This is a genomic window from Daejeonella sp. H1SJ63 (genome assembly GCF_029360775.1).
Lineage (GTDB): Bacteria > Bacteroidota > Bacteroidia > Sphingobacteriales > Sphingobacteriaceae > Daejeonella.
Window position 1 is genome coordinate 17,421 of sequence record NZ_JARKMZ010000010.1, and the last position, 22,455, is coordinate 39,875.

At 40.9% G+C, this 22,455-nt stretch carries 20 protein-coding genes and 1 tRNA gene; 9 read left to right on the forward strand and 12 right to left on the reverse strand.

The features are described from left to right. Window positions 1-11: 11 nt before the first annotated feature. The 4 genes from P2W72_RS04280 (at window position 12) to P2W72_RS04295 (ending at window position 3,215) form a co-directional block, all read left to right on the forward strand. Window positions 12-581 carry an RNA polymerase sigma factor gene (locus P2W72_RS04280; RefSeq protein WP_276359669.1) on the forward strand — a complete coding sequence of 190 codons (570 nt, stop codon included), beginning with the start codon at window positions 12-14 and terminating at the stop codon, window positions 579-581. Beyond that, on the forward strand, window positions 562-1,329 hold the full coding sequence (locus tag P2W72_RS04285) for a hypothetical protein (protein WP_276359670.1): 768 nt from the start codon (window positions 562-564) through the stop codon (window positions 1,327-1,329). The genes P2W72_RS04280 and P2W72_RS04285 overlap by 20 nt, the downstream gene beginning before the upstream one ends. 10 nt (window positions 1,330-1,339) lie before the next feature. Next, a complete protein-coding gene (locus tag P2W72_RS04290; RefSeq protein ID WP_276359671.1) occupies window positions 1,340-2,149 on the forward strand; it encodes an outer membrane beta-barrel protein in 810 nt (269 codons plus the stop codon). 70 nt (window positions 2,150-2,219) lie between these two features. Further along, the gene (locus P2W72_RS04295) at window positions 2,220-3,215 is read left to right on the forward strand and encodes an ABC transporter ATP-binding protein (protein WP_276359672.1); all 996 of its coding nucleotides are present in this window, start codon (window positions 2,220-2,222) and stop codon (window positions 3,213-3,215) included. Between the two features lie 81 nt (window positions 3,216-3,296). On the opposite strand, the gene leuB is transcribed toward P2W72_RS04295, so the two are convergent. The 12 genes from leuB to atpD form a co-directional block, all read right to left on the reverse strand. After that, on the reverse strand, window positions 3,297-4,355 hold the full coding sequence (gene leuB / locus P2W72_RS04300; RefSeq protein ID WP_276359673.1) for a 3-isopropylmalate dehydrogenase: 1,059 nt from the start codon (window positions 4,353-4,355) through the stop codon (window positions 3,297-3,299). A 118-nt stretch (window positions 4,356-4,473) separates the two neighbouring features. After that, the gene (locus P2W72_RS04305) at window positions 4,474-5,991 is read right to left on the reverse strand and encodes an alpha-isopropylmalate synthase regulatory domain-containing protein (RefSeq protein WP_276359674.1); all 1,518 of its coding nucleotides are present in this window, start codon (window positions 5,989-5,991) and stop codon (window positions 4,474-4,476) included. A 12-nt stretch (window positions 5,992-6,003) separates the two neighbouring features. Next, window positions 6,004-6,600 (reverse strand): 3-isopropylmalate dehydratase small subunit, encoded by a 597-nt coding sequence (gene leuD, locus P2W72_RS04310; RefSeq protein WP_276359675.1) that lies wholly within the window; start codon window positions 6,598-6,600, stop codon window positions 6,004-6,006. A gap of 32 nt (window positions 6,601-6,632) precedes the next feature. Continuing rightward, on the reverse strand, window positions 6,633-8,027 hold the full coding sequence (leuC, locus tag P2W72_RS04315) for a 3-isopropylmalate dehydratase large subunit (protein WP_276359676.1): 1,395 nt from the start codon (window positions 8,025-8,027) through the stop codon (window positions 6,633-6,635). Window positions 8,028-8,191: 164 nt separating this feature from the next. After that, on the reverse strand, window positions 8,192-9,700 hold the full coding sequence (locus tag P2W72_RS04320; protein ID WP_276359677.1) for a 2-isopropylmalate synthase: 1,509 nt from the start codon (window positions 9,698-9,700) through the stop codon (window positions 8,192-8,194). 42 nt (window positions 9,701-9,742) lie between these two features. Next, window positions 9,743-10,768, reverse strand: a complete 1,026-nt coding sequence (locus P2W72_RS04325) for an aconitase family protein (protein ID WP_276359678.1) — start codon at window positions 10,766-10,768, stop codon at window positions 9,743-9,745. A gap of 113 nt (window positions 10,769-10,881) precedes the next feature. After that, on the reverse strand, window positions 10,882-11,937 hold the full coding sequence (ilvC, locus tag P2W72_RS04330) for a ketol-acid reductoisomerase (protein ID WP_276359679.1): 1,056 nt from the start codon (window positions 11,935-11,937) through the stop codon (window positions 10,882-10,884). Window positions 11,938-11,994: 57 nt separating this feature from the next. Next, entirely contained in the window at window positions 11,995-12,615 is a 621-nt protein-coding gene (ilvN, locus tag P2W72_RS04335; protein ID WP_276359680.1) for an acetolactate synthase small subunit, read from the reverse strand. Window positions 12,616-12,657: 42 nt separating this feature from the next. Further along, complete coding sequence (gene ilvB / locus P2W72_RS04340) at window positions 12,658-14,394, reverse strand: biosynthetic-type acetolactate synthase large subunit (RefSeq protein ID WP_276359681.1); 1,737 nt, start codon at window positions 14,392-14,394, stop codon at window positions 12,658-12,660. Between the two features lie 50 nt (window positions 14,395-14,444). Next, the gene (gene ilvD, locus P2W72_RS04345; protein WP_276359682.1) at window positions 14,445-16,124 is read right to left on the reverse strand and encodes a dihydroxy-acid dehydratase; all 1,680 of its coding nucleotides are present in this window, start codon (window positions 16,122-16,124) and stop codon (window positions 14,445-14,447) included. Window positions 16,125-16,689: 565 nt separating this feature from the next. Continuing rightward, entirely contained in the window at window positions 16,690-16,938 is a 249-nt protein-coding gene (gene atpC, locus P2W72_RS04350) for an ATP synthase F1 subunit epsilon (RefSeq protein WP_276359683.1), read from the reverse strand. Window positions 16,939-17,017: 79 nt separating this feature from the next. Continuing rightward, window positions 17,018-18,523, reverse strand: coding sequence for a F0F1 ATP synthase subunit beta (gene atpD, locus P2W72_RS04355; RefSeq protein ID WP_276359684.1), 1,506 nt, complete (start codon window positions 18,521-18,523; stop codon window positions 17,018-17,020). A 398-nt stretch (window positions 18,524-18,921) separates the two neighbouring features. Here atpD and P2W72_RS04360 point away from each other — a divergent pair, with 398 nt between their 5' ends. The 5 genes from P2W72_RS04360 to obgE all read left to right on the forward strand — a co-directional run bounded on the left by P2W72_RS04360 (window position 18,922) and on the right by obgE (window position 22,309). Further along, window positions 18,922-19,833 carry an SDR family oxidoreductase gene (locus P2W72_RS04360; protein ID WP_276359685.1) on the forward strand — a complete coding sequence of 304 codons (912 nt, stop codon included), beginning with the start codon at window positions 18,922-18,924 and terminating at the stop codon, window positions 19,831-19,833. Window positions 19,834-19,921: 88 nt separating this feature from the next. Next, window positions 19,922-20,383 carry a redoxin domain-containing protein gene (locus tag P2W72_RS04365; RefSeq protein WP_276359686.1) on the forward strand — a complete coding sequence of 154 codons (462 nt, stop codon included), beginning with the start codon at window positions 19,922-19,924 and terminating at the stop codon, window positions 20,381-20,383. 92 nt (window positions 20,384-20,475) lie between these two features. Beyond that, window positions 20,476-20,549: transfer RNA gene (locus P2W72_RS04370), tRNA-Arg, on the forward strand. A 107-nt stretch (window positions 20,550-20,656) separates the two neighbouring features. Further along, complete coding sequence (locus P2W72_RS04375) at window positions 20,657-21,229, forward strand: adenylate kinase (RefSeq protein WP_276359687.1); 573 nt, start codon at window positions 20,657-20,659, stop codon at window positions 21,227-21,229. A 75-nt stretch (window positions 21,230-21,304) separates the two neighbouring features. Next, the gene (gene obgE, locus P2W72_RS04380; RefSeq protein WP_276359688.1) at window positions 21,305-22,309 is read left to right on the forward strand and encodes a GTPase ObgE; all 1,005 of its coding nucleotides are present in this window, start codon (window positions 21,305-21,307) and stop codon (window positions 22,307-22,309) included. Window positions 22,310-22,455 lie beyond the last annotated feature (146 nt).

A 22,455-nucleotide genomic window follows, 5' to 3' on the forward strand; every position in this document is an offset into this window, starting at 1 on the left:
CTTTAAAGCATATGGATTTGGATCATAGAAATACCATTGACTCTTTGCTCGAAGGGTGCAAAAGGGGTGAGCGGAAAGCACAGGAAAGTCTGTACAGGGCTCTCGCTTCGCGCATGATGGGAGTTTGTATGCGCTATGCTAAAGATTCATACGAGGCTGAAGATGTTTTGCAGATGGGCTTTGTTAAAGTGTTTCAAAAGGTATCTGAATTCAGGGGGGAGGGCTCTTTTGAGGGATGGATCAGGAGAATCATGGTAAATACAGCGATTGAAACTTACAGGAAGAATCTGAGAAGTTTGAATGTGGTTGATATTGATGAGGTCTATGATCAGCCGCAAAGTACTTTTGATATGAGCGGACTCGAATTAAAGGATCTGTTGAAACTTGTGCAGGAATTATCAAATGGCTATCGTCTGGTATTTAACATGTATGTGATTGAGGGATATTCGCATAAAGAGATCGCTGAAGCATTGGGTATAACGGAAGGAGCATCAAAATCGCAGTTGTCAAGAGCAAGATCAATATTGAAAGAAAAAATATTAAAAATGGAGGGTTTAAATTATGCATCCAATATCGGATAAAGAACTGGATAGATTATTCCGTCAGCGTTTTGATGAGCTCGGGGTAGAGCCTGCCGATACAGTCTGGGGTAAAATATCAGACCAGTTGGGTAATCAGAAGAATGATAAAAAATCTTTCTCATCATTCTGGATGGCTGCTGCCGGTATCATTGTTGTACTTTCTGCCGGACTATGGCTGTTCAGACCGGTAGAAGTTATTAAACTACAGGGAGTTGCACAGGTTAAAGAAGAAAATATACCGGCTCCTGCGATTTCTGAACCGCTTGAGGAAGTCTTAAGTAAGCCACTGAATAAGGATGACTTAAATGAAATAGCCGCTGTACCAAAGATTGAAGCTTCTGAAAAGAAAGCTGCAGAGCCAGTGGCACAGGTCAAAGTTCAGGAAATTGTAAAACCGCAAATTGAGAAGGACGTGATTGTAATCGCTGCTAATAAAGATAAAGTACCTGTTATTCAGGAGTCAAAGCAGAAGCTTGTTATTTCTCAGCCCGATTCTTTTGATAAAGTTACTGATGAAGTTGTTTATGCTAAGTCAATTACCAAATCAGACCTTACTGAAAATATCCAAGCAGAAGATGCGCTTACTACAGGTCAGCGAAAGATTAAAAGTATTGGTAGTCTGGTGAACTTTGTGATTGCAAAGGTCGATCGCCGGGAAGATAAGATCATCGAGTTTAAGGATGGAGATGAAGGCTCAGAACTTGCCGGACTCAATTTAGGATTAGTAAAATATAGAAGCAGAAAATAAACTTAAGAAAATGAAACGGATAGTAGTTTTTGCTCTTTTATCAGCTTTTGCTGCAGAGAGTTTTGCCCAAAACAAAAAGGATACAGTGCTGGTAGTAACCAGAGATACCACTGAGAAGGACCAAAAGAGCATTACCATTAAATTGGGTGATCAGCATAAAGAGGATGATAGCTCAGAAGATGAGCATAAATCAAAAGGTAAGTTCTCTTCTCAGTTTATTGCTGCCCGCTTTGATATTGGATTGAGTACCTATACAGATAATGGAAGTTTTACCTTGTCGCCGGCTAACTCTTATCTGGAGCGTGAGACCTGGAAAAGCAGCAATTTTGGATTCGAATTCTTTCAGATCGGATACAGATTCAGCAGCTATTTTAAGATTTATGCCGGTGCAGGTCTCGACTGGAACCATATGAGACTAAAGAATAATATCACTATTCAGCAGGAAAAACCAACATTATCTTATACAAGTGATGCGGTTGATTATAAGAAAAACCGGTTTTCCAGTCAGTATTTGCGCATCCCCTTGTCTGTCCAGCTTCGTACCAAGCAGGATAAAAATGGAGATAAGCTGAATTTTGTTTTCGGTCCTGAAATTGGATTTCTGTTAAACGGGAAAGTGAAGCAGGTAAGTTCTGAGAACGGGAAGGATAAATTCAAAGATGATTATAATCTGAACCCTTTCCGGTATGGTGCTTTTGCCCGATTAGGCTATGGCGGTACCGGAGTTTATGTAAAATATTATGCTAATGATGTATTTGCCGACGGACAGGGGCCAGTAGATTTTAAGAACCTTTCATTCGGATTAATGTTCGGTTTCTAATGAGATTGAAATTCAGGAAACCCTGCTTGTTGGAGACCAACAGGCGGGGTTTTTTGCTATATTTGGTTCCATGTCTATTCCTCTTATTTCCCTGCGTAATGTTAGTAAACACTATACTGAAGGCTCAGATTCAGGTGTCAGTGCAATTAGTTTAAGTATTAATAAGGGTGATTTTATTGCGGTTGTAGGAGAAAGTGGCAGTGGGAAAAGTACACTTTTGAAACTGATCTTTGGATTGCTCAGTCCGGACTCTGGTGAAGTATATTTTAAAGAAACTAAGGTGATGGGGCCGGATGAGAAATTAATCCCCGGACATGATTCGATGAAAATGCTCAGTCAGGATTTTAACCTGAATGTATATGCAAAGGTATACGAAAATATTGCCTCCATGCTTTCCAATGAAGATATCAAAAGAAAGGAGGAACTTACTTCAAGAATAATGGATTTGCTTGGTATCAGTCATCTTGCAAATAAAAGGACGGTTGAACTTAGTGGCGGAGAGCAGCAGCGTGTTGCCTTGGCAAGAGCCATAATTACCGAACCCGAAGTTTTACTGCTTGATGAGCCCTTCAGTCAGCTGGATGCAGTATTAAAAGCACAATTCCGTACTGATATCAAAAACTTATCTGAAGAGCTTGGAATTACTGTCATCATGGTCTCTCATGATCCTGTGGATGGTTTGACCCTTGCCGACAGAATGCTTATTCTGAAAGAGGGGAAACTGATAGAATCTGGCAGACCTGAAGATATTTATTCAAATCCCTCACATATCTATTCGGCAAGGTTACTTGGAAATGCTTTTTTTCTGCCATCAGATGAGGCAAAGCTGATGGGAATTAGATCAAAGAAGGAATTTGTATTGATTTATCCCGAATGGGTGCAACTTAAGAGCAGCTGGAGCAGCAAATCATATTATGTAAAGGATATTTTTTTCAGGGGCTTTTATGAAGAGCTGCTTCTTGAAAGAGATGGGATCCGGATAGTTGCAATAAATTCCAAACCGGGTATCTATAATAAAGGGCAGAAGGTTCAGGTAGTAATCAATCGTTACCTCGAATTTGATTGATTTTGTTCAATTGAAGGGTAATAAAAAAGGATTATGATAGAATATCACAATCCTTTAATTATTAAATTTTAAGACTTCTGATCAGATATTTTTTGCCAGCCAGTCTCCAACTTCACTGGTTTTGTAAGCTTTGCTTTCTCCTGCAAGGTCTTCTGTTACGATTCCCTCTGCAAGCGATTTGTTTACAACTTCTCTGATCAGTTCAGCTTCTTCCTTCAGTCCGAATGCATCTTCGAACATCATTGCTGCAGATAATACTGTTGCTAGCGGGTTGGCAATATCCTTACCGGCAGCCTGCGGATAAGAACCATGTATAGGCTCAAATAAAGAGGTGTGAAGGCCGATCGATGCTGAAGGCATTAATCCCATTGATCCGGAAATTACTGAAGCCTCATCGGTTAAAATATCGCCAAACAGGTTTTCAGTGATCATTACATCATATGAACTTGGCCATTGTACCAAACGCATGGCTACGGCATCCACAAATTCGTAAGAAACAGTAACCTCAGGATAATCCTTTTCCATATCCTGAACAGTTTCTCTCCAAAGGCGCGAACTTTCCAGTACGTTTGCCTTGTCTACGCAGCATAATCTTTTGGATCTCTTCATAGCCATTTCAAATCCAAGCTTTGCCAGACGAACGATTTCTTCGCGGGTATAAGTACAGGTATCAAAAGCTGTATTGCCATTGTCTTTTCTGCCGCGTTCACCGAAGTAAATACCACCGGTCAGCTCACGAAGAATGATCAGATCTGTACCTTCGATACGTTCTCTTTTTAATGGAGATTTATCAATCAGTGAAGGGAAAGTAAAAGTTGGACGAACATTGGCAAATAAGCCCAGTTTCTTACGCATTAATAATAAGCCCTGCTCCGGACGAACCGGTGCCTTTGGATCATTATCGTATTTAGGATCACCAATTGCTCCAAATAAGATGGCATCAGCAGCCATACAAATTTCATGAGTTGCATCAGGGTAAGGTTCACCAACAGCATCAATTGCACATGCACCGGTAATTGCTGAAGTCCAGCTGATCTCATGATCAAATTTTTTGGCTACTGCATTACATACCTTAACTGCCTGATCAATTACTTCAGGTCCAATTCCATCTCCGGCTAAAAGGGCGATATTTAATTTCATTTTTTTTGAATTATACGTTTTATGTTTTACGTTTTAAGTTATACGTTCTAAGAGTTATTTACCAGTACGTTAATTATATTGCTAACCAACTAATCACTAATTCCTAACCACTAACCAACTAAATAATATTAAGCATTTTCTGTGTTGCTTTAATTGCACATACTGTCTGGTCTGAATCAAGACCACGGGTAATGAATTTTTTGGAATTCGTTTCCCAGGTGATAATCGTTTCACATAATGCATCCGAATTACTGCCGGGGGCTATGCGCACAGCATAATCGATCAGTTTTGGAAGGTCTGCTTTTTTCTTTGCATACACTTTCCCTAAGGCTTTCATAAAAGCATCGAACTGACCATCGCCCTGTGCATTTTCTTCAAACCGCTCTCCTTCTATACGAACGCAAATAGTAGCCGAAGGTCTTAATCCTTTTGAATGGGTTAAGACATAAGATTCAACAATCACCTTATCAGAAGCAGTAGGGCTGTTCAATACGTCAGAAATGATATATGGCAGGTCTTCCTTCGTTACGGTTTCCTTCATATCGCCCAGTTCGATAACCCGCTGGGTTACTTTTTTCAGATCCTCATCACTTAGTTTCAGTCCGAGTTCCTGAAGGTTCTTTTCAATATTCGCTTTCCCTGATGTCTTGCCTAAGGCATAGGTTCGTGTTCTTCCGAAACGTTCAGGCAGAAGATCGTTGAAATAAAGATTGTTTTTATTATCTCCGTCGGCATGGATACCGGCAGTTTGTGTAAATACATTTTCACCAACAATTGGCTTGTTGGAAGGAATTCGAATACCTGAGAAAGTTTCAACCAGTTTACTTACTGTATAAATTGCTTCCTCATTTACATTAATTTCTACTTCCGGAAGGAAATCATTGATTGCTGCAACTGCGCTGGCAATAGATGCATTACCAGCACGTTCGCCCATTCCGTTAACGGTTAAATGCAGACCATCAGCACCGGCTTTCAGTGCTTCAAGAATGTTGGCATTAGCCAGGTCATAATCGTTATGAGCATGGAAATCAAAATGAATCTTTGGGTAACGGACTTTAATATCTGAAATGTATTTGAACGTTTCAGTTGGAGTTAAGACCCCCAAAGTATCCGGTAATAATATCCTTTTAACCGGTTGGGTGGAAAGAAAATCCAGATACTGATAAACGTATTCCGGCGAATTACGCATTCCATTACTCCAGTCCTCAAGGTAGACATTACTGGCAATACCATGCTCTGCAGCTAATTTGATAACAGCCTGAATTTCTGAAAAATGCTGTTCAGGTGTTTTTTTGAGCTGATGAGTAAGATGGTTCATTGAGCCTTTGGTCAGTAAATTCTGAACCTTAACACCGGCTTTTGCCATCCATTCAATAGAAACTCCCTGATCAACAAAGGAGAGAACTTCAATCTTATCGGTATAGCCATGGATACCGGCCCAGTCCATAACAGCTTTTACTGATGCAAATTCTCCTTCGGATACTCTTGCAGATGCTATTTCAACGCGGTCAACCCGTAATTCTTCCAAAAGGAGCTGAGTGATTGTCAGCTTCTCCGACATGGAAAATGAAACTCCGGAGGTCTGTTCACCATCCCGGAGTGTAGTATCCATTATTTCTATTTTCCTTTTTTCCATGGAGATGGTTCCTTATAAAGGAAGATTAGATGCAAATTCCTGTATTTCAGGTTTCATATTGACCAGATAATCGATATCATCGAAACCATTAATCATATTGTCTTTCTTGTATGAAGAGATATCAAATGATTCTTTATCTCCGCTTGCAGGAATCGTGATAGTCTGCTCAGGAAGGTTTATTTCAATTTCTGTTTTCGGATCTTTTTCGATAGCACGGAAAATCTTTTCTGCAAATTCAGGGCTAACCTGTACAGGTAATACGCCAATGTTCAGGCAGTTATTCTTGAAAATATCTGCGAAGAAACTTGAAACTACGCATCTGAATCCGTAATCATAAATAGCCCATGCAGCATGCTCTCTGGATGATCCCGAACCAAAGTTCTTACCACCAACAAGTATTTTGCCACTGTAAAGCGGGTTATTCAGTACGAATTCGGCCTTTGGAGTATTATCAGAATTAAATCTCCAGTCGCGGAACAGGTTATCTCCAAATCCAACGCGCTCTGTTGCTTTTAAGAAACGGGCAGGGATGATCTGGTCGGTATCCACATTTTCAATTGGCAATGGAACCGCTGTACTTTTTAATATATTGAATTTATCGTATGCCATTTTTATGTCTTTATGCGAAATATCGCTTGTTATTATAAAAGTGTTCTTGGATCAGTTACAACTCCGGTTACTGCAGCGGCAGCTGCAACCAGCGGACTGGCAAGCATGGTTCTTGAACCCGGGCCCTGACGTCCTTCGAAGTTTCTGTTAGAAGTACTAACCGCATATTTTCCTGCAGGAATCTTATCGTCGTTCATTGCCAGACATGCTGAACATCCAGGTTGACGAAGAGTAAATCCTGCTTCTGTGAAGATATCCAGTAATCCTTCATCCTGAATCTGCTTCTCAACGATATGTGATCCCGGTACCAGCCATGCAGTAATATGATCTGCTTTCTTTCTGCCTTTAACAATAGAAGCAAAAGCTCTGAAGTCTTCAATCCTTCCATTGGTACAGCTACCGATGAATACATAATCCACTTTTTTGCCCATCATCGCTTCACCTTCATGGAAACCCATGTAGTTTAATGATTTTGCATAAGTTGCAGCTCCACCTTCAACCTCTTCCGCATTCGGAATAGAGTGGGTGATACCCATACCCATACCCGGATTGGTTCCGTAAGTGATCATAGGCTCTATGGTAGAACCATCAAAAGTATATTCCTTATCAAATACTGCATCAGAATCTGTTTTTAAGCTCTTGTAATAGGCCAGAGCTCTATCCCAGGCTTCGCCTTTCGGACTGAATTCACGTCCTTTAACATAGTTGATGGTTGTTTCATCAGGAGCGATCATACCACCTCTTGCACCCATTTCGATACTCAGGTTACAAACGGTCATACGGCCTTCCATAGTCATGTTCTCAAATACTTCGCCGGCATATTCCACAAAATATCCTGTAGCACCAGAAGTGCTTAACTGCGAAATAATGAACAATGCAACATCCTTAGGCGTTACTCCTTTACTTAATTTGCCATTGATGTTAATTCTCATCTTCTTCGGCTTTGGCTGCATGATACACTGGGTAGTGAGAACCATTTCAACTTCAGAAGTACCGATACCAAAGGCAATTGCTCCAAACGCACCGTGGGTTGAAGTATGAGAGTCGCCACATACAATTGTTGCACCCGGCTGTGTGATACCATACTCAGGACCTACTACGTGCACAATACCATTCTTCTGGTGACCTAAGCCCCAGTAGCTGATACCATACTCTTTTGAATTGGATTCAAGAGCTTTCAGCTGATTGGCAGAAAGCGGATCAGCAACAGGTAAGTGTTGATTAATTGTCGGGGTATTATGATCTGCTGTAGCGAATGTACGCTCAGGATATAAAACTCTTAATCCTCTGCTCTTTAAGCCTAAAAAGGCTACCGGGCTTGTCACTTCGTGTACCATGTGACGGTCGATGAATAATACATCCGGTCCGCCTTCGATTTTACGAACAACGTGAGAATCCCACACTTTGTCAAACAATGTTTTGCTCATTTTTCTCTTTTTTTATTAGTATTTAGTAGCTGGTACTGAGTAATCAGATTATTTTAATGTATCCAATACTGAGTATTTACTTATCTCTTAAAACTTAAAACGTACAACGTATAACTTAAAACGTATAACTTAAAACGTACAACGTATAACTTAAAACCTATCCCTTAAACAAACTTATTCAAAGCATCTAAATAGGCATTTGCCGAAGCACGTACAATATCAGTACTGAATCCGTACCCTTTGTAGCTCTTGCCTTCATTCATAACCAGCATATCCACTTTGCTCACATCATCGCTTCCGCTGTGTATAGAATGAATATTAAATTCCTTGATATTAAAGTTTCTTCCGATGATTTTTTCAATTGCTTTAATGGTGGCATCAACCGGGCCGTTTCCATTTGAACTTGCCTCATGGTCAGTGCCTTTGTAATGCAATTTAATGCTGGCTTCAGGGCTTGCCTGATCGCCACAGCTTACCTGCAAACTCTTGATTGAAAGTCCATCCTTATAATTCGATTCGGCTCTGTCGCCCATAAGCAGCAGGATATCATCATCTTTAATTTCTTTTTTGCCATCAGCCATAGTCAGGAAGCGCTCATAAACCTGATCAAGATCGATACGGTCCATTGTATATCCCAAACGTTCAAGATGATGATTCAAAGCATGTCTGCCACTTCTGGCAGTCAGGATGATTTCTGACTGATCAATACCCACATCTTCAGGATTAATGATCTCATAGGTTTCCCTGTGTTTCAATACTCCATCCTGATGAATTCCGGAGCTGTGCGCAAATGCATTTTTTCCTACAATCGCTTTATTAGGCTGAACAGGCATGCGCATCATACGGCTGACCATTCCACTCAGTTCATAAAGATGTTTGCTGTTTACCTTATGCGTGAAGTTAAGACTTTTATGCGTTTTAAGGATCATTACGACCTCTTCAAGAGCTGTGTTCCCGGCACGTTCGCCTATCCCATTGATGGTACATTCTACCTGTCGTGCCCCATTCTGAATACCTGCAATGCTGTTCGCTGTTGCAAGTCCGAGGTCATTATGGCAATGAACAGATATGATTGCCTGATCAATATTTTTTACATTCTCTTTCAGGAAAAGAATCTTTTCGCCGTATTGTTCCGGAAGACAGTAGCCGTTAGTATCCGGAATATTTACAACAGTAGCACCTGCAGCAATAACAGCTTCAACCATTTTAGCCAGGAAAACATTGTCGGCTCTTCCGGCATCTTCGGCGTAAAACTCAATATCTTCAACAAAGCTTTTGGCATATTTTACAGCTTCAACGGCACGTTCCAGAATAGCTTCGCGGGTACTGTTGAATTTATATTTGATATGATTATCCGAGGCTCCGATTCCGGTATGGATACGCGGCCTTTTAGCAGACTTCAATGCTTCTGCTGCACAATCAATATCTCCTTTATTGGCACGGGTAAGCGCACAGATAACAGGTTCACGAATTGCTTTGGAAAGCTCAACCACACTTTGGAAATCGCCGGGGCTTGAGATCGGGAAACCGGCTTCGATGATATCAACTCCAAGTTTTTCGAGGGCTTTACCGATTTCAATTTTTTCTACGGTAGATAATTGACAGCCCGGGACCTGTTCTCCATCTCTGAGAGTGGTATCGAAAATATAAATGCGGTTTGGATCGTGTAACATATTTCTTCTTTTTATAAAGCAAAAGCTTTATCAGGATTCTTTCTAATAGGCGATGTTTTGATGCCCTTTATATATGTTGAGAGCTTTATTGTTCTCAAATTCTTCAATTTCTTCAAGCCGGCTTAGTAAATAGTCGGTATCATTATAACCAGCTATTATTGCAGCTCCTTCAAATGTGATCATCCCTGATCTTTCTTCGGATGATCTGGAAGTAATCAGTTTTGAAATGCCGATACCGTAATTACCGGGTCTGATATCTTCAGCATCAAACTCGAGCACTTCATCATAAACAGAACTTTCATCTGATCTCAGACTTTCCCAAAAACCAGGGATGTCTTCAATGTTTTCACCGTAGGACATGGAATTCTGCTTAAAAATGTATTCAAGCGTTGTTTCATCGGGAGCAATCAGCCCGCCAACTGCACCGATCTCTTTGCTTAACCCGCAAAGAGCGATGCGGTCTTCCATACTCAGGTTCAGGAGGGTATCACCTCCGTATTCAATAAAATAAGCATTAGCTCCATCTGCTGTAATCTCAGATATGAGGTAATGATTGATGTCTTTTACTCCAAGTCCCTTAGCCAGTTTGCCGTTAACTTCAACTTTCATCCGTTTCGGCTTGTTGATCAGAAAACATTGGGTGGCAAGCACCTGCTCAACCAAAAAATCATTTATGCCAATGGCTATTGCTCCGAGAGCTCCAAATACACCGGCATGTTTTGTATCACATATTACTGTTTGTCCGGGGAAAGCAATGAGCGGAAGAGGTTCTCCCGTACGGTATTCCTCAATTCTTTCCAGATCAAAATCACTGCAATTTCTATGAAGCAGGTCAATTTGAAAACGTGAAAGATCACTGAGAGGAATATGTTCCAATCCCTTTTCAGTCAATACTATAGTTTGCCCTGGTCTTAAAACCGGAATTCGTCTTTTACGCAGGCCTTCAAAAGCTGCAGGACTCGTTACTTTATTGATAATGTGAGTATCAATATATAAAGTATCAGGGAACCCGGCATTTCTGCTGACGACATGTTCATTCCAGATCTTATCAAACAGTGTTTGTGCCATTGAGTTTTACGTTGTACTTTTTGAGTTATACGTTATACGTTTTAAGTTTTAAGTATTTGCACTATAGTGATTTACTTTTAACTTACAACGTATAACGTACGACGTATTACTTACTACTTCTCAGGCTGATTCTCAGGACGCAGACTTCTCACTGCCTGACCTGCCTGCCAGATTTCGCTGTCATGCAAAGTCTTAAGTTCTGCCTCCAGTTTTACACGGTAATCAGGCTGGCTGTTCAATTTGATAGTACGCTCTGCTTCTTTACCTGTTGCAACGCTTTCATAAAGCTCATCAAATACCGGCTGGGTAGCATCACGGAAACGACCTTTCCAATCTAATGCACCACGCTGAGCAGTAGTAGAACAGTTTGCATACATCCAGTCCATACCGTTTTCAGCAACTAATGGCATTAAACTCTGAGTTAATTCTTCAACAGTTTCGTTGAATGCTTCAGAAGGAGAGTGTCCGTTTCTGCGAAGAGTATTGTACTGTGCTTCGAAGATACCTGCAATAGCACCCATCAGCGTACCACGCTCACCTGTAAGGTCAGAGAATACTTCTTTACGGAAATCAGTTTCGAACAGGTAACCTGAACCAACACCGATACCTAAAGCGATAGCACGGTCTCTTCCTCTGCCTGTAGCATCCTGATGAACTGCAAATGAAGAGTTCAGACCCTTACCTGCAAGGAATAAACGGCGTAATGAAGTTCCTGATCCTTTTGGAGCAACCAGGATTACATCGATATCAGCAGCTGGGATGATTCCTGTTTGTTCTTTGTAAGTGATACCAAATCCGTGAGAAAAGTAAAGCGCTTTTCCCGGAGTTAAGTACTTCTTAATTGTAGGCCAAAGAGCAATCTGACCTGCATCTGATAACAGATACTGAATGATTGTGCCTTTTTCAGCAGCTTCTTCAATTTCAAAAAGAGTTTCTCCCGGTACCCAACCATCAGCGATAGCCTTATCCCATGTTTTTGAGTCTTTACGCTGACCGATAATTACTTTGATACCATTGTCGCGCAGGTTTAATGCCTGTCCCGGGCCCTGAACACCATAGCCAATAATTGCTACGGTTTCATCCTTTAAAATTTCACGAGCCTTGTCTAATGGGAATTCTTCGCGGGTTACTACCTCTTCTATAACCCCGCCGAAATTGATCTTTGCCATATTGTTTTGTTTTTACTTTGTTTTTATTGTTTGTTGAATGTCTGTTAATTTTTTTGATTACATGGTAAATATTCTCTGACCCTTGTTCAGGTATTCATTTTCTGAAGTCTCTTCGCCCGGCTCTGCTCTTTCAAATTCACGCAGTTTGCGGTTAAAGCCATCACTGTGCTTGATAATTGCAACTCTTGCACTGCGAACAAATTCAATCAGTCCGAATGGTTGTAATATTTTGATCAGTGCATCGGTTTCTTCACGATGTCCGGTAGTTTCAAATACGGTATAATCTTTACGGATCACCACCGCTCTTGCACCGTTTTCACGAAGAAGGCGCTCTACACTTGCTTTTTCAGCAATGATATCAGTTGGCACCTTGTAAAGCGCAAGTTCCTGCCAGATCACTTCTTCATTGGTATTATAATATACTTTCAGTACTTCTACCTGCTTTTCAATCTGTCTTGACAGCTTTCTAACCACATCTTCAGTTTCGTTTACCACGATATTGAAGCGGTGAATACTCTCAATTTCTGAAGGAGAAGTATTGAGGCTGTGAACATTGATTTTGCGTCGGGTGAAAATGATCGCGATCCTGCTCAGAAGCCCGATCTGATTTTCAGTGTAAACAGTAATGTTAAACTCCTGTTTACCTGACACTTTTTCTGCATTATTCTGACTGCTCATATTTTATCTTTTTTCGGTTCGGATAATCTATCTGAACGTTTATTATTTCAATCTGATCTCACTTACACTGCAACCCTGTGGTACCATTGGGAATACATTGTTTTCTTTGGTTACCATTACTTCCAGCAGGAATGAACCTTTGGTGTTCAGCATTTCCTCTAATGATGAACTAATATCACCGCGGTTTGAAATGCTCTTTCCTTTGATGCCATAAGCTGCTGCCAATGCCACAAAATCAGGACTTTGAATATCTACAAATGAGTAACGGTGATCATTGAACAGCTCCTGCCATTGTCTAACCATTCCGAGGAAGTTATTATTCAGAATAAGAATCTTTACATCCACTCCATATTGCATGATTGTTCCAAGTTCCTGAAGAGTCATCTGGAATCCGCCATCGCCAATTACGGCGACTACATGTCTGTCGGGCGCACCATATTTTGCACCGATAGCTGCCGGTAAAGCAAAACCCATTGTTCCTAATCCACCACTTGTTACGTTGCTGCGGGTATTATTCAGTTTTGAATATCTGCAGGCAACCATCTGGTGCTGACCAACATCGGTTACTATTACAGCATCGCCACCCGTTAATTCATTTAATTTGTTGATCACTTCACCCATGGTAAGCTCTCCGCTCTGAGGCTCAAGTTCAGCTTTGATCACAGCATCAACTTCCATTTTAGTATACTCCCTGAACTTATTCAGCCAGTCGGTATGCTTTTTCTCTTCAATTAATTCAGTTAAAGCAGGGAGTGTTTCTTTACAATCGCCCCAAACCGGAACAGTGGTCTGTACGTTTTTATCAATTTCGGCCGGGTCAATATCCAGATGGATAACTTTAGCCTGTTTTGCGTATTTATCCAAACGGCCGGTAACCCTGTCGTCGAACCTCATTCCGATTGCGATGAGTACATCACATTCGTTGGTCAGCACATTTGGACCGTAGTTACCATGCATTCCAAGCATTCCTACGTTCAATGGATGGTCTGTAGGAATAGCTCCTGCACCCAACAGGGTCCAGGCAGATGGGATACCGCTTTTCTCAACAAAAGCCTTGAATTCTTTCTCAGCCTCACCAAGAATTACTCCCTGACCGAATAATACAAATGGCTTCTTCGCCTGATTAATCAGCTCAGCAGCCTGTTTGATATATTCTTTACGGATAATCGGTTTCGGACGGTAGCTGCGAATATGATTACATGGAATATAACCGCTGTAATCAAACTTCTGGATCTGAGCATTTTTAGTAATATCTATCAAAACCGGACCCGGTCTTCCGCTGCGTGCAATATAAAATGCCTTGCTGATTACTTCCGGAATTTCGGTAGCATCAGTAACCTGGAAGTTCCACTTGGTTACAGGTGTGGTGATATTGATCACATCGGTTTCCTGAAAAGCATCAGTTCCCAGAAGGTGCGCAAACACCTGCCCGGTGATACATACCAGAGGAGTACTGTCGATCATTGCATCGGCAAGTCCGGTAACAAGGTTAGTTGCTCCGGGACCACTGGTTGCAAATACAACTCCTACTTTACCTGAAGTTCTTGCAAAACCCTGTCCGGCATGAATTCCACCCTGCTCATGTCTTACCAGAATATGATTAAGCTTATCCTTGTAGTCGTATAAGGCATCGTAGATCGGCATGATTGCTCCACCCGGATATCCGAAAATGACTTCAGTACCTTCCGCGATAAGTGCCTCCAAAAGTGCTACAGATCCTGTAACTTCAATCGTCTCTACCCCGCTTGGGTTGCCTATTGCCTGCTGCTCAATTTCCATAATAAAAATTCTTTATGTTAGAATGCTCTGATCGATGATCTGAACATTAATTATTCTTCGTCAGTAACGCAGCCTTTGCTTGCGTTCTTTACCTGTTTAAAATATTTAAATAATACGCCGTTCTTTACCGGAGGTTCAGGCTGATTCCACTCTTTTCTCCTTTGTGCCATCTCCTCATCAGAGATCATCACATTGATAGAGTTTTTGACGGCGCTGATCTCGATAATATCATTGTCTTTCACGAGTCCGATATTTCCACCTTCAAATGCTTCAGGTGTCATATGTCCTACAACAAATCCGTGAGTACCGCCTGAGAAACGTCCGTCGGTAATCAGAGCTACCGAAGCACCCAGTCCGGCACCAAAGATGGCAGAAGTAGGTTTCAGCATTTCAGGCATACCCGGGGCACCTTTCGGACCTACATTACGGATAACTACTACATCTCCGGCTTTAACCTTTCCACTGCTGATACCATGGATCAGTTCAAATTCTCCGTCAAATACACGTGCCGGACCGGTGAATGATTCGCCTTCTTTACCGCTGATCTTTGCAACCGAACCCTCAGGGGCCAGGTTACCATATAACATTTGCAGGTGTCCTGTTTTCTTTACCGGGTTTTCATATGGCAGAATTACGTCCTGAGCACTGAAATCAAGGTCAGCAGCTTCCGCTACGTTCTCTGCAAGAGTTTTTCCTGTTACAGTTAAACAATCGCCATGGATAAGTCCTTTAGATAAAAGATATTTTAATACCGAAGGCATACCACCAATATCATGAACATCTTCCATCATGTATTTACCGCTTGGTTTAAGGTCGGCAATAACAGAAGTTTCATCACTAATCTTCTGGAAATCTGCCAGAGTAAGTTCAATACCTACTGATTTAGCCATTGCAATCAGGTGTAATACCGCATTGGTAGAACCTCCAAGTACCATCACGGTAACCATGGCATTATGAAATGCCTTTCTGGTCATGATATCTCTTGGTTTGATATCCTTTTCAAGCAGAATACGAATATATTTACCGGCCTCCAGACATTCCTTCTTCTTTTCCTCACTCAAAGCAGGGTAGGAGGAGCTGTAAGGTAAGCTCATTCCCATTGCTTCAATGGCCGAAGCCATGGTATTAGCGGTATACATACCACCACAAGCACCAGCACCCGGACAAGCCTGCTTGATGATTCCCTGATAGTCTTCTTCAGCAAGATTGCCGGCAAGTTTCTGACCAAGAGCTTCAAAAGCCGAAACAATATTCAGTGATTGACCTTTATAATGTCCTGAATGGATACTTCCTCCGTAAACCATGATGGCAGGGCGGTTTAAACGTCCCATGGCCATGATGGCACCCGGCATGTTTTTATCACATCCCGGCAAGGCGATTACACCATCATAATAATGTCCGCCACAAACAGTTTCAATCGAGTCGGCGATCAGATCCCTTGATACCAGAGAATAGCGCATTCCTTCTGTACCATTGGTAATACCATCACTGATACCAATGGTATGGAACATTAAGCCTACGAGGTCATTATTCCAGACACCTTTTTTTACTACCTGAGCGAGTTCGTTCAGGTGCATATTACAGGTATTACCATCATAGCCCATACTTACAATTCCGACCTGTGCTTTTGCCAGATCTTCTGTAGTCAGACCGATCCCGTATAACATGGCCTGAGAAGCCGGCTGTGTTGGGTCTTGCGTTACTGTTTTACTGAATTTGTTAAGTGCCATCTGATCTTTTATTTCTTTCCGTTGCCGGTTTGTATTATTTCTGTAATTAAAATTAGGTATCAAAAAAAAAGCCTTTCTTTCAAAGGAAGGCGCCGGATTTTATTTCATGATATATTTAAATCTTACGCCTTTATTTTTGAAATGAGCAGAATGATATTGAGAATGTAAATAATGAAAAGGACTCCCGGAATGGTCAGTTTTTGAGATATAAAATTCAAGGTACCGTTCATTTTTTGGCAGATGTGTTTTCCTTATTTATTTATTTCTCAATTTAAGGTCTTAGCTTTTAAGTATCAATAGCGAGTGTAATTATTTTAAATTAGAATATTATTTTGTTTTAAATAAATATACAGAATTATCTATCGAAAATTTTAAAAATGTATATTTTTAATGCTGAGCTTGTAGACCAAAACGGTTTTTGGTTTTCGGTTCAAAAAATCTGAGGGTCTTCGGAAAGGTTCATTTTCTTCCTGAAATCAGAAAATCATCGAAAAAAAATTAAATTTTCAGGCATAAAAAAACCCTTCAGCTTTCAAGCAGAAGGGTCTTCTTTTTCTGGTATGGTTTAAGACTCCTGCGTTCCTTCTGCCAGTACCATGATGTTATTATTCAGGACCTCAATTACTCCTCCTTTAATGAAGATAGTTTCTTCGGTATTGTCCTGTCTGATAATTACTTTTCCGTCTTCCAGACTTGAAATGATCGGGGCGTGATCCTTCAGAACTTCGAAAGATCCCATTGTTCCCGGAACGGTTACAGATCTTACTTCTCCTTCGAATACTTTTTTATCAGGTGTTAATATTTCTAATTTCATTTTTTTTGCGTATTGTGTAGTGCGTAGTGCGTATTGAGTTTGCTTTCGCTATACTTAATACGCTATACTCAATACTAAATTAAGCGTTTGCTTCAGCTAATAATTTCTTACCTTTTTCGATAGCATCTTCGATGGTACCTACCAGGTTGAATGCTGCTTCAGGATATTCATCCACTTCACCATCCATAATCATATTGAAACCTTTGATAGTATCTTTAATGTCGACCAATACGCCTTTTAATCCGGTGAACTGCTCAGCTACGAAGAATGGCTGGGAAAGGAAACGCTGAACACGACGTGCACGTCCTACTACCAGTTTATCTTCTTCAGATAATTCGTCCATACCAAGGATAGCGATAATATCCTGTAATTCTTTATAACGCTGAAGGATCTCTTTTACTCTTTGTGCAGTTCCGTAGTGCTCATTACCTAAAGTAGCAGCATTCAGGATACGTGATGTAGAATCCAGTGGATCTACTGCAGGGTAAATACCAAGTTCGGCGATCTTACGTGATAATACTGTAGTTGCATCAAGGTGAGCAAAGGTTGTAGCCGGTGCAGGGTCAGTCAAATCATCCGCAGGAACGTAAACAGCCTGTACAGATGTAATTGATCCACGCTTGGTTGAAGTAATCCTTTCCTGCATCAGACCCATCTCAGTTGCCAGAGTTGGCTGGTAACCTACCGCAGATGGCATACGGCCAAGAAGTGCTGATACCTCAGAACCTGCCTGAGTGAAACGGAAGATATTGTCAACGAAGAAAAGAATATCTTTTCCCTGTCCTTCGCCATCACCATCACGGAAATATTCAGCTACTGTAAGACCAGAAAGCGCAACACGTGCACGTGCACCCGGAGGCTCGTTCATTTGTCCGAATACCAGTGTAGCTTTAGAATCAGTTAATGCTTTTTTATCAACAGATGCAAGATCCCATCCGCCTTCTTCCATAGAGTGCTTGAAAGCATCTCCGTAGTTAATAACGCCTGACTCGATGAACTCACGTAAAAGGTCATTTCCTTCACGTGTACGCTCACCAACACCTGCGAATACTGATAAACCTGCATAAGCTTTTGCAATGTTGTTTACCAGCTCCATGATCAATACAGTTTTACCTACACCCGCACCACCGAACAATCCGATCTTACCACCTTTTGCATAAGGCTCAAGCAGGTCGATTACTTTGATACCTGTGAAAAGTACTTCAGTTTCTGTACTTAACTCATCAAATTTAGGAGGGGTGTTGTGGATTGGATAACCATCAGAATTGTCCATAGTGTCAATTCCGTCGATTGCCTGACCTACCACGTTAAACAGACGACCTTTGATTTTATCACCGATCGGCATTTTGATAGGTGCACCGGTATCTATTACAGACATACCACGAACAAGTCCGTCTGTTGAGTCCATCGCAATAGCGCGAACACGGTCTTCTCCAAGATGTTGCTGAACCTCAAGAATGATCTTTTGTCCATTGGATTTTACGATCTCTAATGCATCGTAAATTTTTGGCAAGTGTGCATTTTCAGTGAAGCTGACGTCTACTACAGGTCCGATGATCTGTGCAATTTTTCCGGCGTTTGGCATATAAATTTTGTAAAACTTAATTAAATCAACTATTTAAGCCCGTTTTATAGGGCATTTTTCGGTCTGCAAAAATACTCTTTATCCCCGTAAATCAAATACTTAATTAAAGTTTTTTTATACTATTTTATTCAGAGTATTGAGTAGTGAGTTTTAGTGTTGAGAAGATGAAAATTATTACGGATTACGAATTTTTAATTGCGAATCATTAATAAAGAGTGAAAATTTAACTATTGTAGAATCCCTTATTATGTTTCCGAAAGAATGTCTGTAACGAACTTTTCTAAAGCAAGCCCTCTCCCTTGTTCAGCAAACTCAAAAAATCATCCGTAATTCGTAATTGACAACCCATACTTCACAATAATTTCCCTTCTTAATTAAATCTTCCTTTATTTTGGGGCATGAAAAGAATATTGGTAACCGGTAGTAACGGACTTCTGGGGCAAAAACTAACGGATTTGAGTCTTGCAGATCCGGAGATTGAACTGATTGCTACTTCAACAGGTCCTGACCGGCACCCGGCCAGGGCTGGATATATTTATGAAGAACTGGATGTTTTAGACAAGGTGCGGATTGAGGAACTGGTCGCAAAATATCGTCCCGATGCAATTATTCATACTGCGGCAATGACCAATGTAGATGCCTGCGAAAACGATCATGAGAAATGTTATGCACTCAATGTTGAGTCAGTAAAATACTTTGTTGAGGTTTGCGAGAAGAATGATATTCAGTTAGTTCATTTATCTACTGATTTTATTTTTGACGGGGAGGATGGTCCTTATACTGAAGAAGCAGAGCCCAACCCTTTGAGTTATTACGGTCAGACCAAACTGGAAGCAGAGCAGTTGATTAAAGAATCAAATTGCAGATGGGCTATTCTCAGAACCATTATTGTTTATGGCATAGTGAGCGACATGAGCCGGAGCAATATTGTGCTTTGGGCAAAGGCTGCATTAGAAAAAGGTGAACCGATTAATGTGGTTAACGACCAGTGGCGCATGCCGACATTGGCAGAGGATCTGGCAGAATGCTGCTTGCTTGCTGTGAAGAATAATGCCCGGGGAGTTTTCAATGCTTCGGGTAAAGACCTGATGAGTATCATTGAAATTGTTCAGCGGGTTGCAGATTACTGGAATCTGGATAAGTCGCTTATTCGTCCTATCTCGGCAGACACTCTCAATCAGGCTGCAAAGAGACCTAAAAAAACCGGTTTTATTCTGGATAAAACAATCCGTGTTCTGGGATATCAGCCGCACAGTTTTGAAGAAGGTATAGCTATTATGGAAAAGCAATTGCTGGAGCGTAATGCCTGAAAGTCCATATTTGTAGCTTAATTGTCATGATTTAAAACCGCATTAAGGTGGCTGACCTAAAAAGATATCTTTGCCGAAAAATAGATTTATGGCATTATTAACAGGACAAGAAGCACCGGAGTTTACTTTATTCAGTTCAGATCTTAAGGAAATTTCATTAAGCGATTTTAAAGGCAGGAAAGTAGTTATTCATTTCTTCCCAATGGCATTTACCGGAGTGTGTACTACTCAGTTATGTACCATGCGTGATACTTTTGGTTTTTATGAAGATATCAATGCGCAGGTGCTGGCTATTTCAGTAGATTCTCCGTTTACACTGGCAAAATATAAAGAGGAAAACAATTATCAGTTCCCGCTCCTGTCGGATTTTAATAAAGAGGTATCAGAAGCTTACGGAGCATATTATGATGAGTTTGTATTCAATTTAAAGGGAGTTGCAAAAAGATCAGCTTTTGTTTTGGATGAGAATCATGATATTATTTATGCTGAGGTACTTGAGTCTGCAGGAGATCTGCCTGATTTCGATGCAATCCGCAAAGTTTTGAGTTAATTTTAGCTCTGATTTTTAAGGGATTGTGAGAATTTTCAAAAAAACTATGTTAGTTTGAAAAGAAAGCATATTTTTGCAGTCCGTTAAAAAAGGCATCTGTAGCTTAATTGGATAGAGCACCTGACTACGGATCAGGAGGTTAGGGGTTCGACTCCCTTCAGATGCACTCAATAAAAGCCTTTTCGTAATTCAAGCGAAAAGGCTTTTACATTTTATTACATATTTCTGCTCCAAATAAACTAATTTAGCCGCAGAAAATAATTTAATATTCGAATGCTGAACTTAGTATTGTTTGGCCCTCCGGGAGCTGGTAAAGGAACACAATCCGAAAAATTAATTGAAAAGTATCAATTAGTTCATTTGTCAACAGGTGATATTTTAAGATCCGAAATTTCCAATGGTACTGCCTTAGGTCTGGAAGCGAAAAAGCTGATGGATCAGGGCGTTCTTGTTCCTGATGAAGTGGTGATCGGTATGATCAGTAATAAGCTGGATGCCAATAAGGATGCCAGGGGTTTTATTTTTGACGGATTTCCCCGTACAGTTGCTCAGGCTGAAGCTCTTGACAGCTTGCTGACTTCAAAATCTTCTGCCATTTCAGGTATGATAGCATTGGTGGTTGAGCCTGTAGAGCTTGAAAAACGTTTATTGCTGAGAGGAAAAGATTCAGGTCGCCCTGATGATGCAAATCCTGAGATCATTCGCAAGCGTATTTCTGAGTATAATTCAAAAACTGCTCCGGTAGCTAATTATTATAAAGACCAGAATAAATTAACAAGTATTAATGGTATCGGTTCAATTGATGAAATATTTTCATCGATATGTGCGGTAATGGATACCTATTAATCCGGGTTAAATCAATTTTAATTCTGAGATCAATAAAAAACCTTTAGGGGATTTTGTTCTCTGTAAATTATCGCCATGTCTCAGAGCTCAAATTTTGTTGATTACGTAAAAATTTGCTGCCGTTCAGGTAACGGCGGAGCCGGGTCTTCGCATCTTCACCGTGATATTTTAACATCCAAAGGTGGTCCGGATGGCGGGGATGGCGGACGTGGTGGTCATATTATATTGAAGGGGAGCAGCCAGCTCTGGACTTTACTGCATCTTAAATACAGGAAACATATTATTGCTGAAAGCGGACTTCCCGGTTCCAGCGGACAAAAATCAGGCAGGACCGGTAAGGATGAGATACTGGAGGTTCCGCTTGGAACTATTGCGCGAAATGCTGAAACCGGTGAGGTTTTATTTGAGATTACCCATGATGGTGAAACCAAAATATTAACTGCAGGCGGCCGCGGGGGATTGGGTAACTGGCATTTCAAAACTTCAACCAAGCAAACTCCCAGATTTGCTCAGCCCGGTGAATCCGGTAAAGAAGAGTGGATGGTGCTGGAGCTAAAAATTCTGGCAGATGTGGGTCTGGTAGGTTTTCCGAATGCCGGTAAATCTACTTTACTCTCGGTTGTTTCTGCTGCCAAACCCGAAATTGCTGATTATGCCTTTACTACTTTAGTTCCTAATCTGGGCATAGTATCGTATCGTGATAACCGTTCTTTTGTAATGGCAGATATTCCGGGAATTATAGAAGGTGCCTCTAAAGGGAAAGGCCTTGGTATTCGTTTCCTGAGGCATATTGAGCGTAACTCAGTTCTCTTGTTTCTTGTTCCGGCAGATACTAACCGAAGTATTAAGGAAGAGTATGAAATTCTTCTGAACGAGCTGGAACAGTATAATCCTGAACTGATGCATAAGCCACGTATCCTTGCAGTAAGTAAATCTGATATGCTGGATGATGAGCTAATGGCCGAAATGAAGAAGGAATTACCCTCAGTACCCTGCGTGTTTATTTCCTCCGTTGCGCAAAAGGGAATACTTGAGCTGAAGGATATGCTTTGGAAGGCGATTAACGAGCAAACTGCTTAGTCTTTTCAGATAATATTCATTCAGCATAATATTAAATACTTTCATCTTTAGTTTAATCTCTTTCGATACCATTGAGTGTTGATCAGGTGTTAATAGTACTGTCTGATGTGCTTAAACCTGATTGAAGCGGATACCGGCCTGTGCTT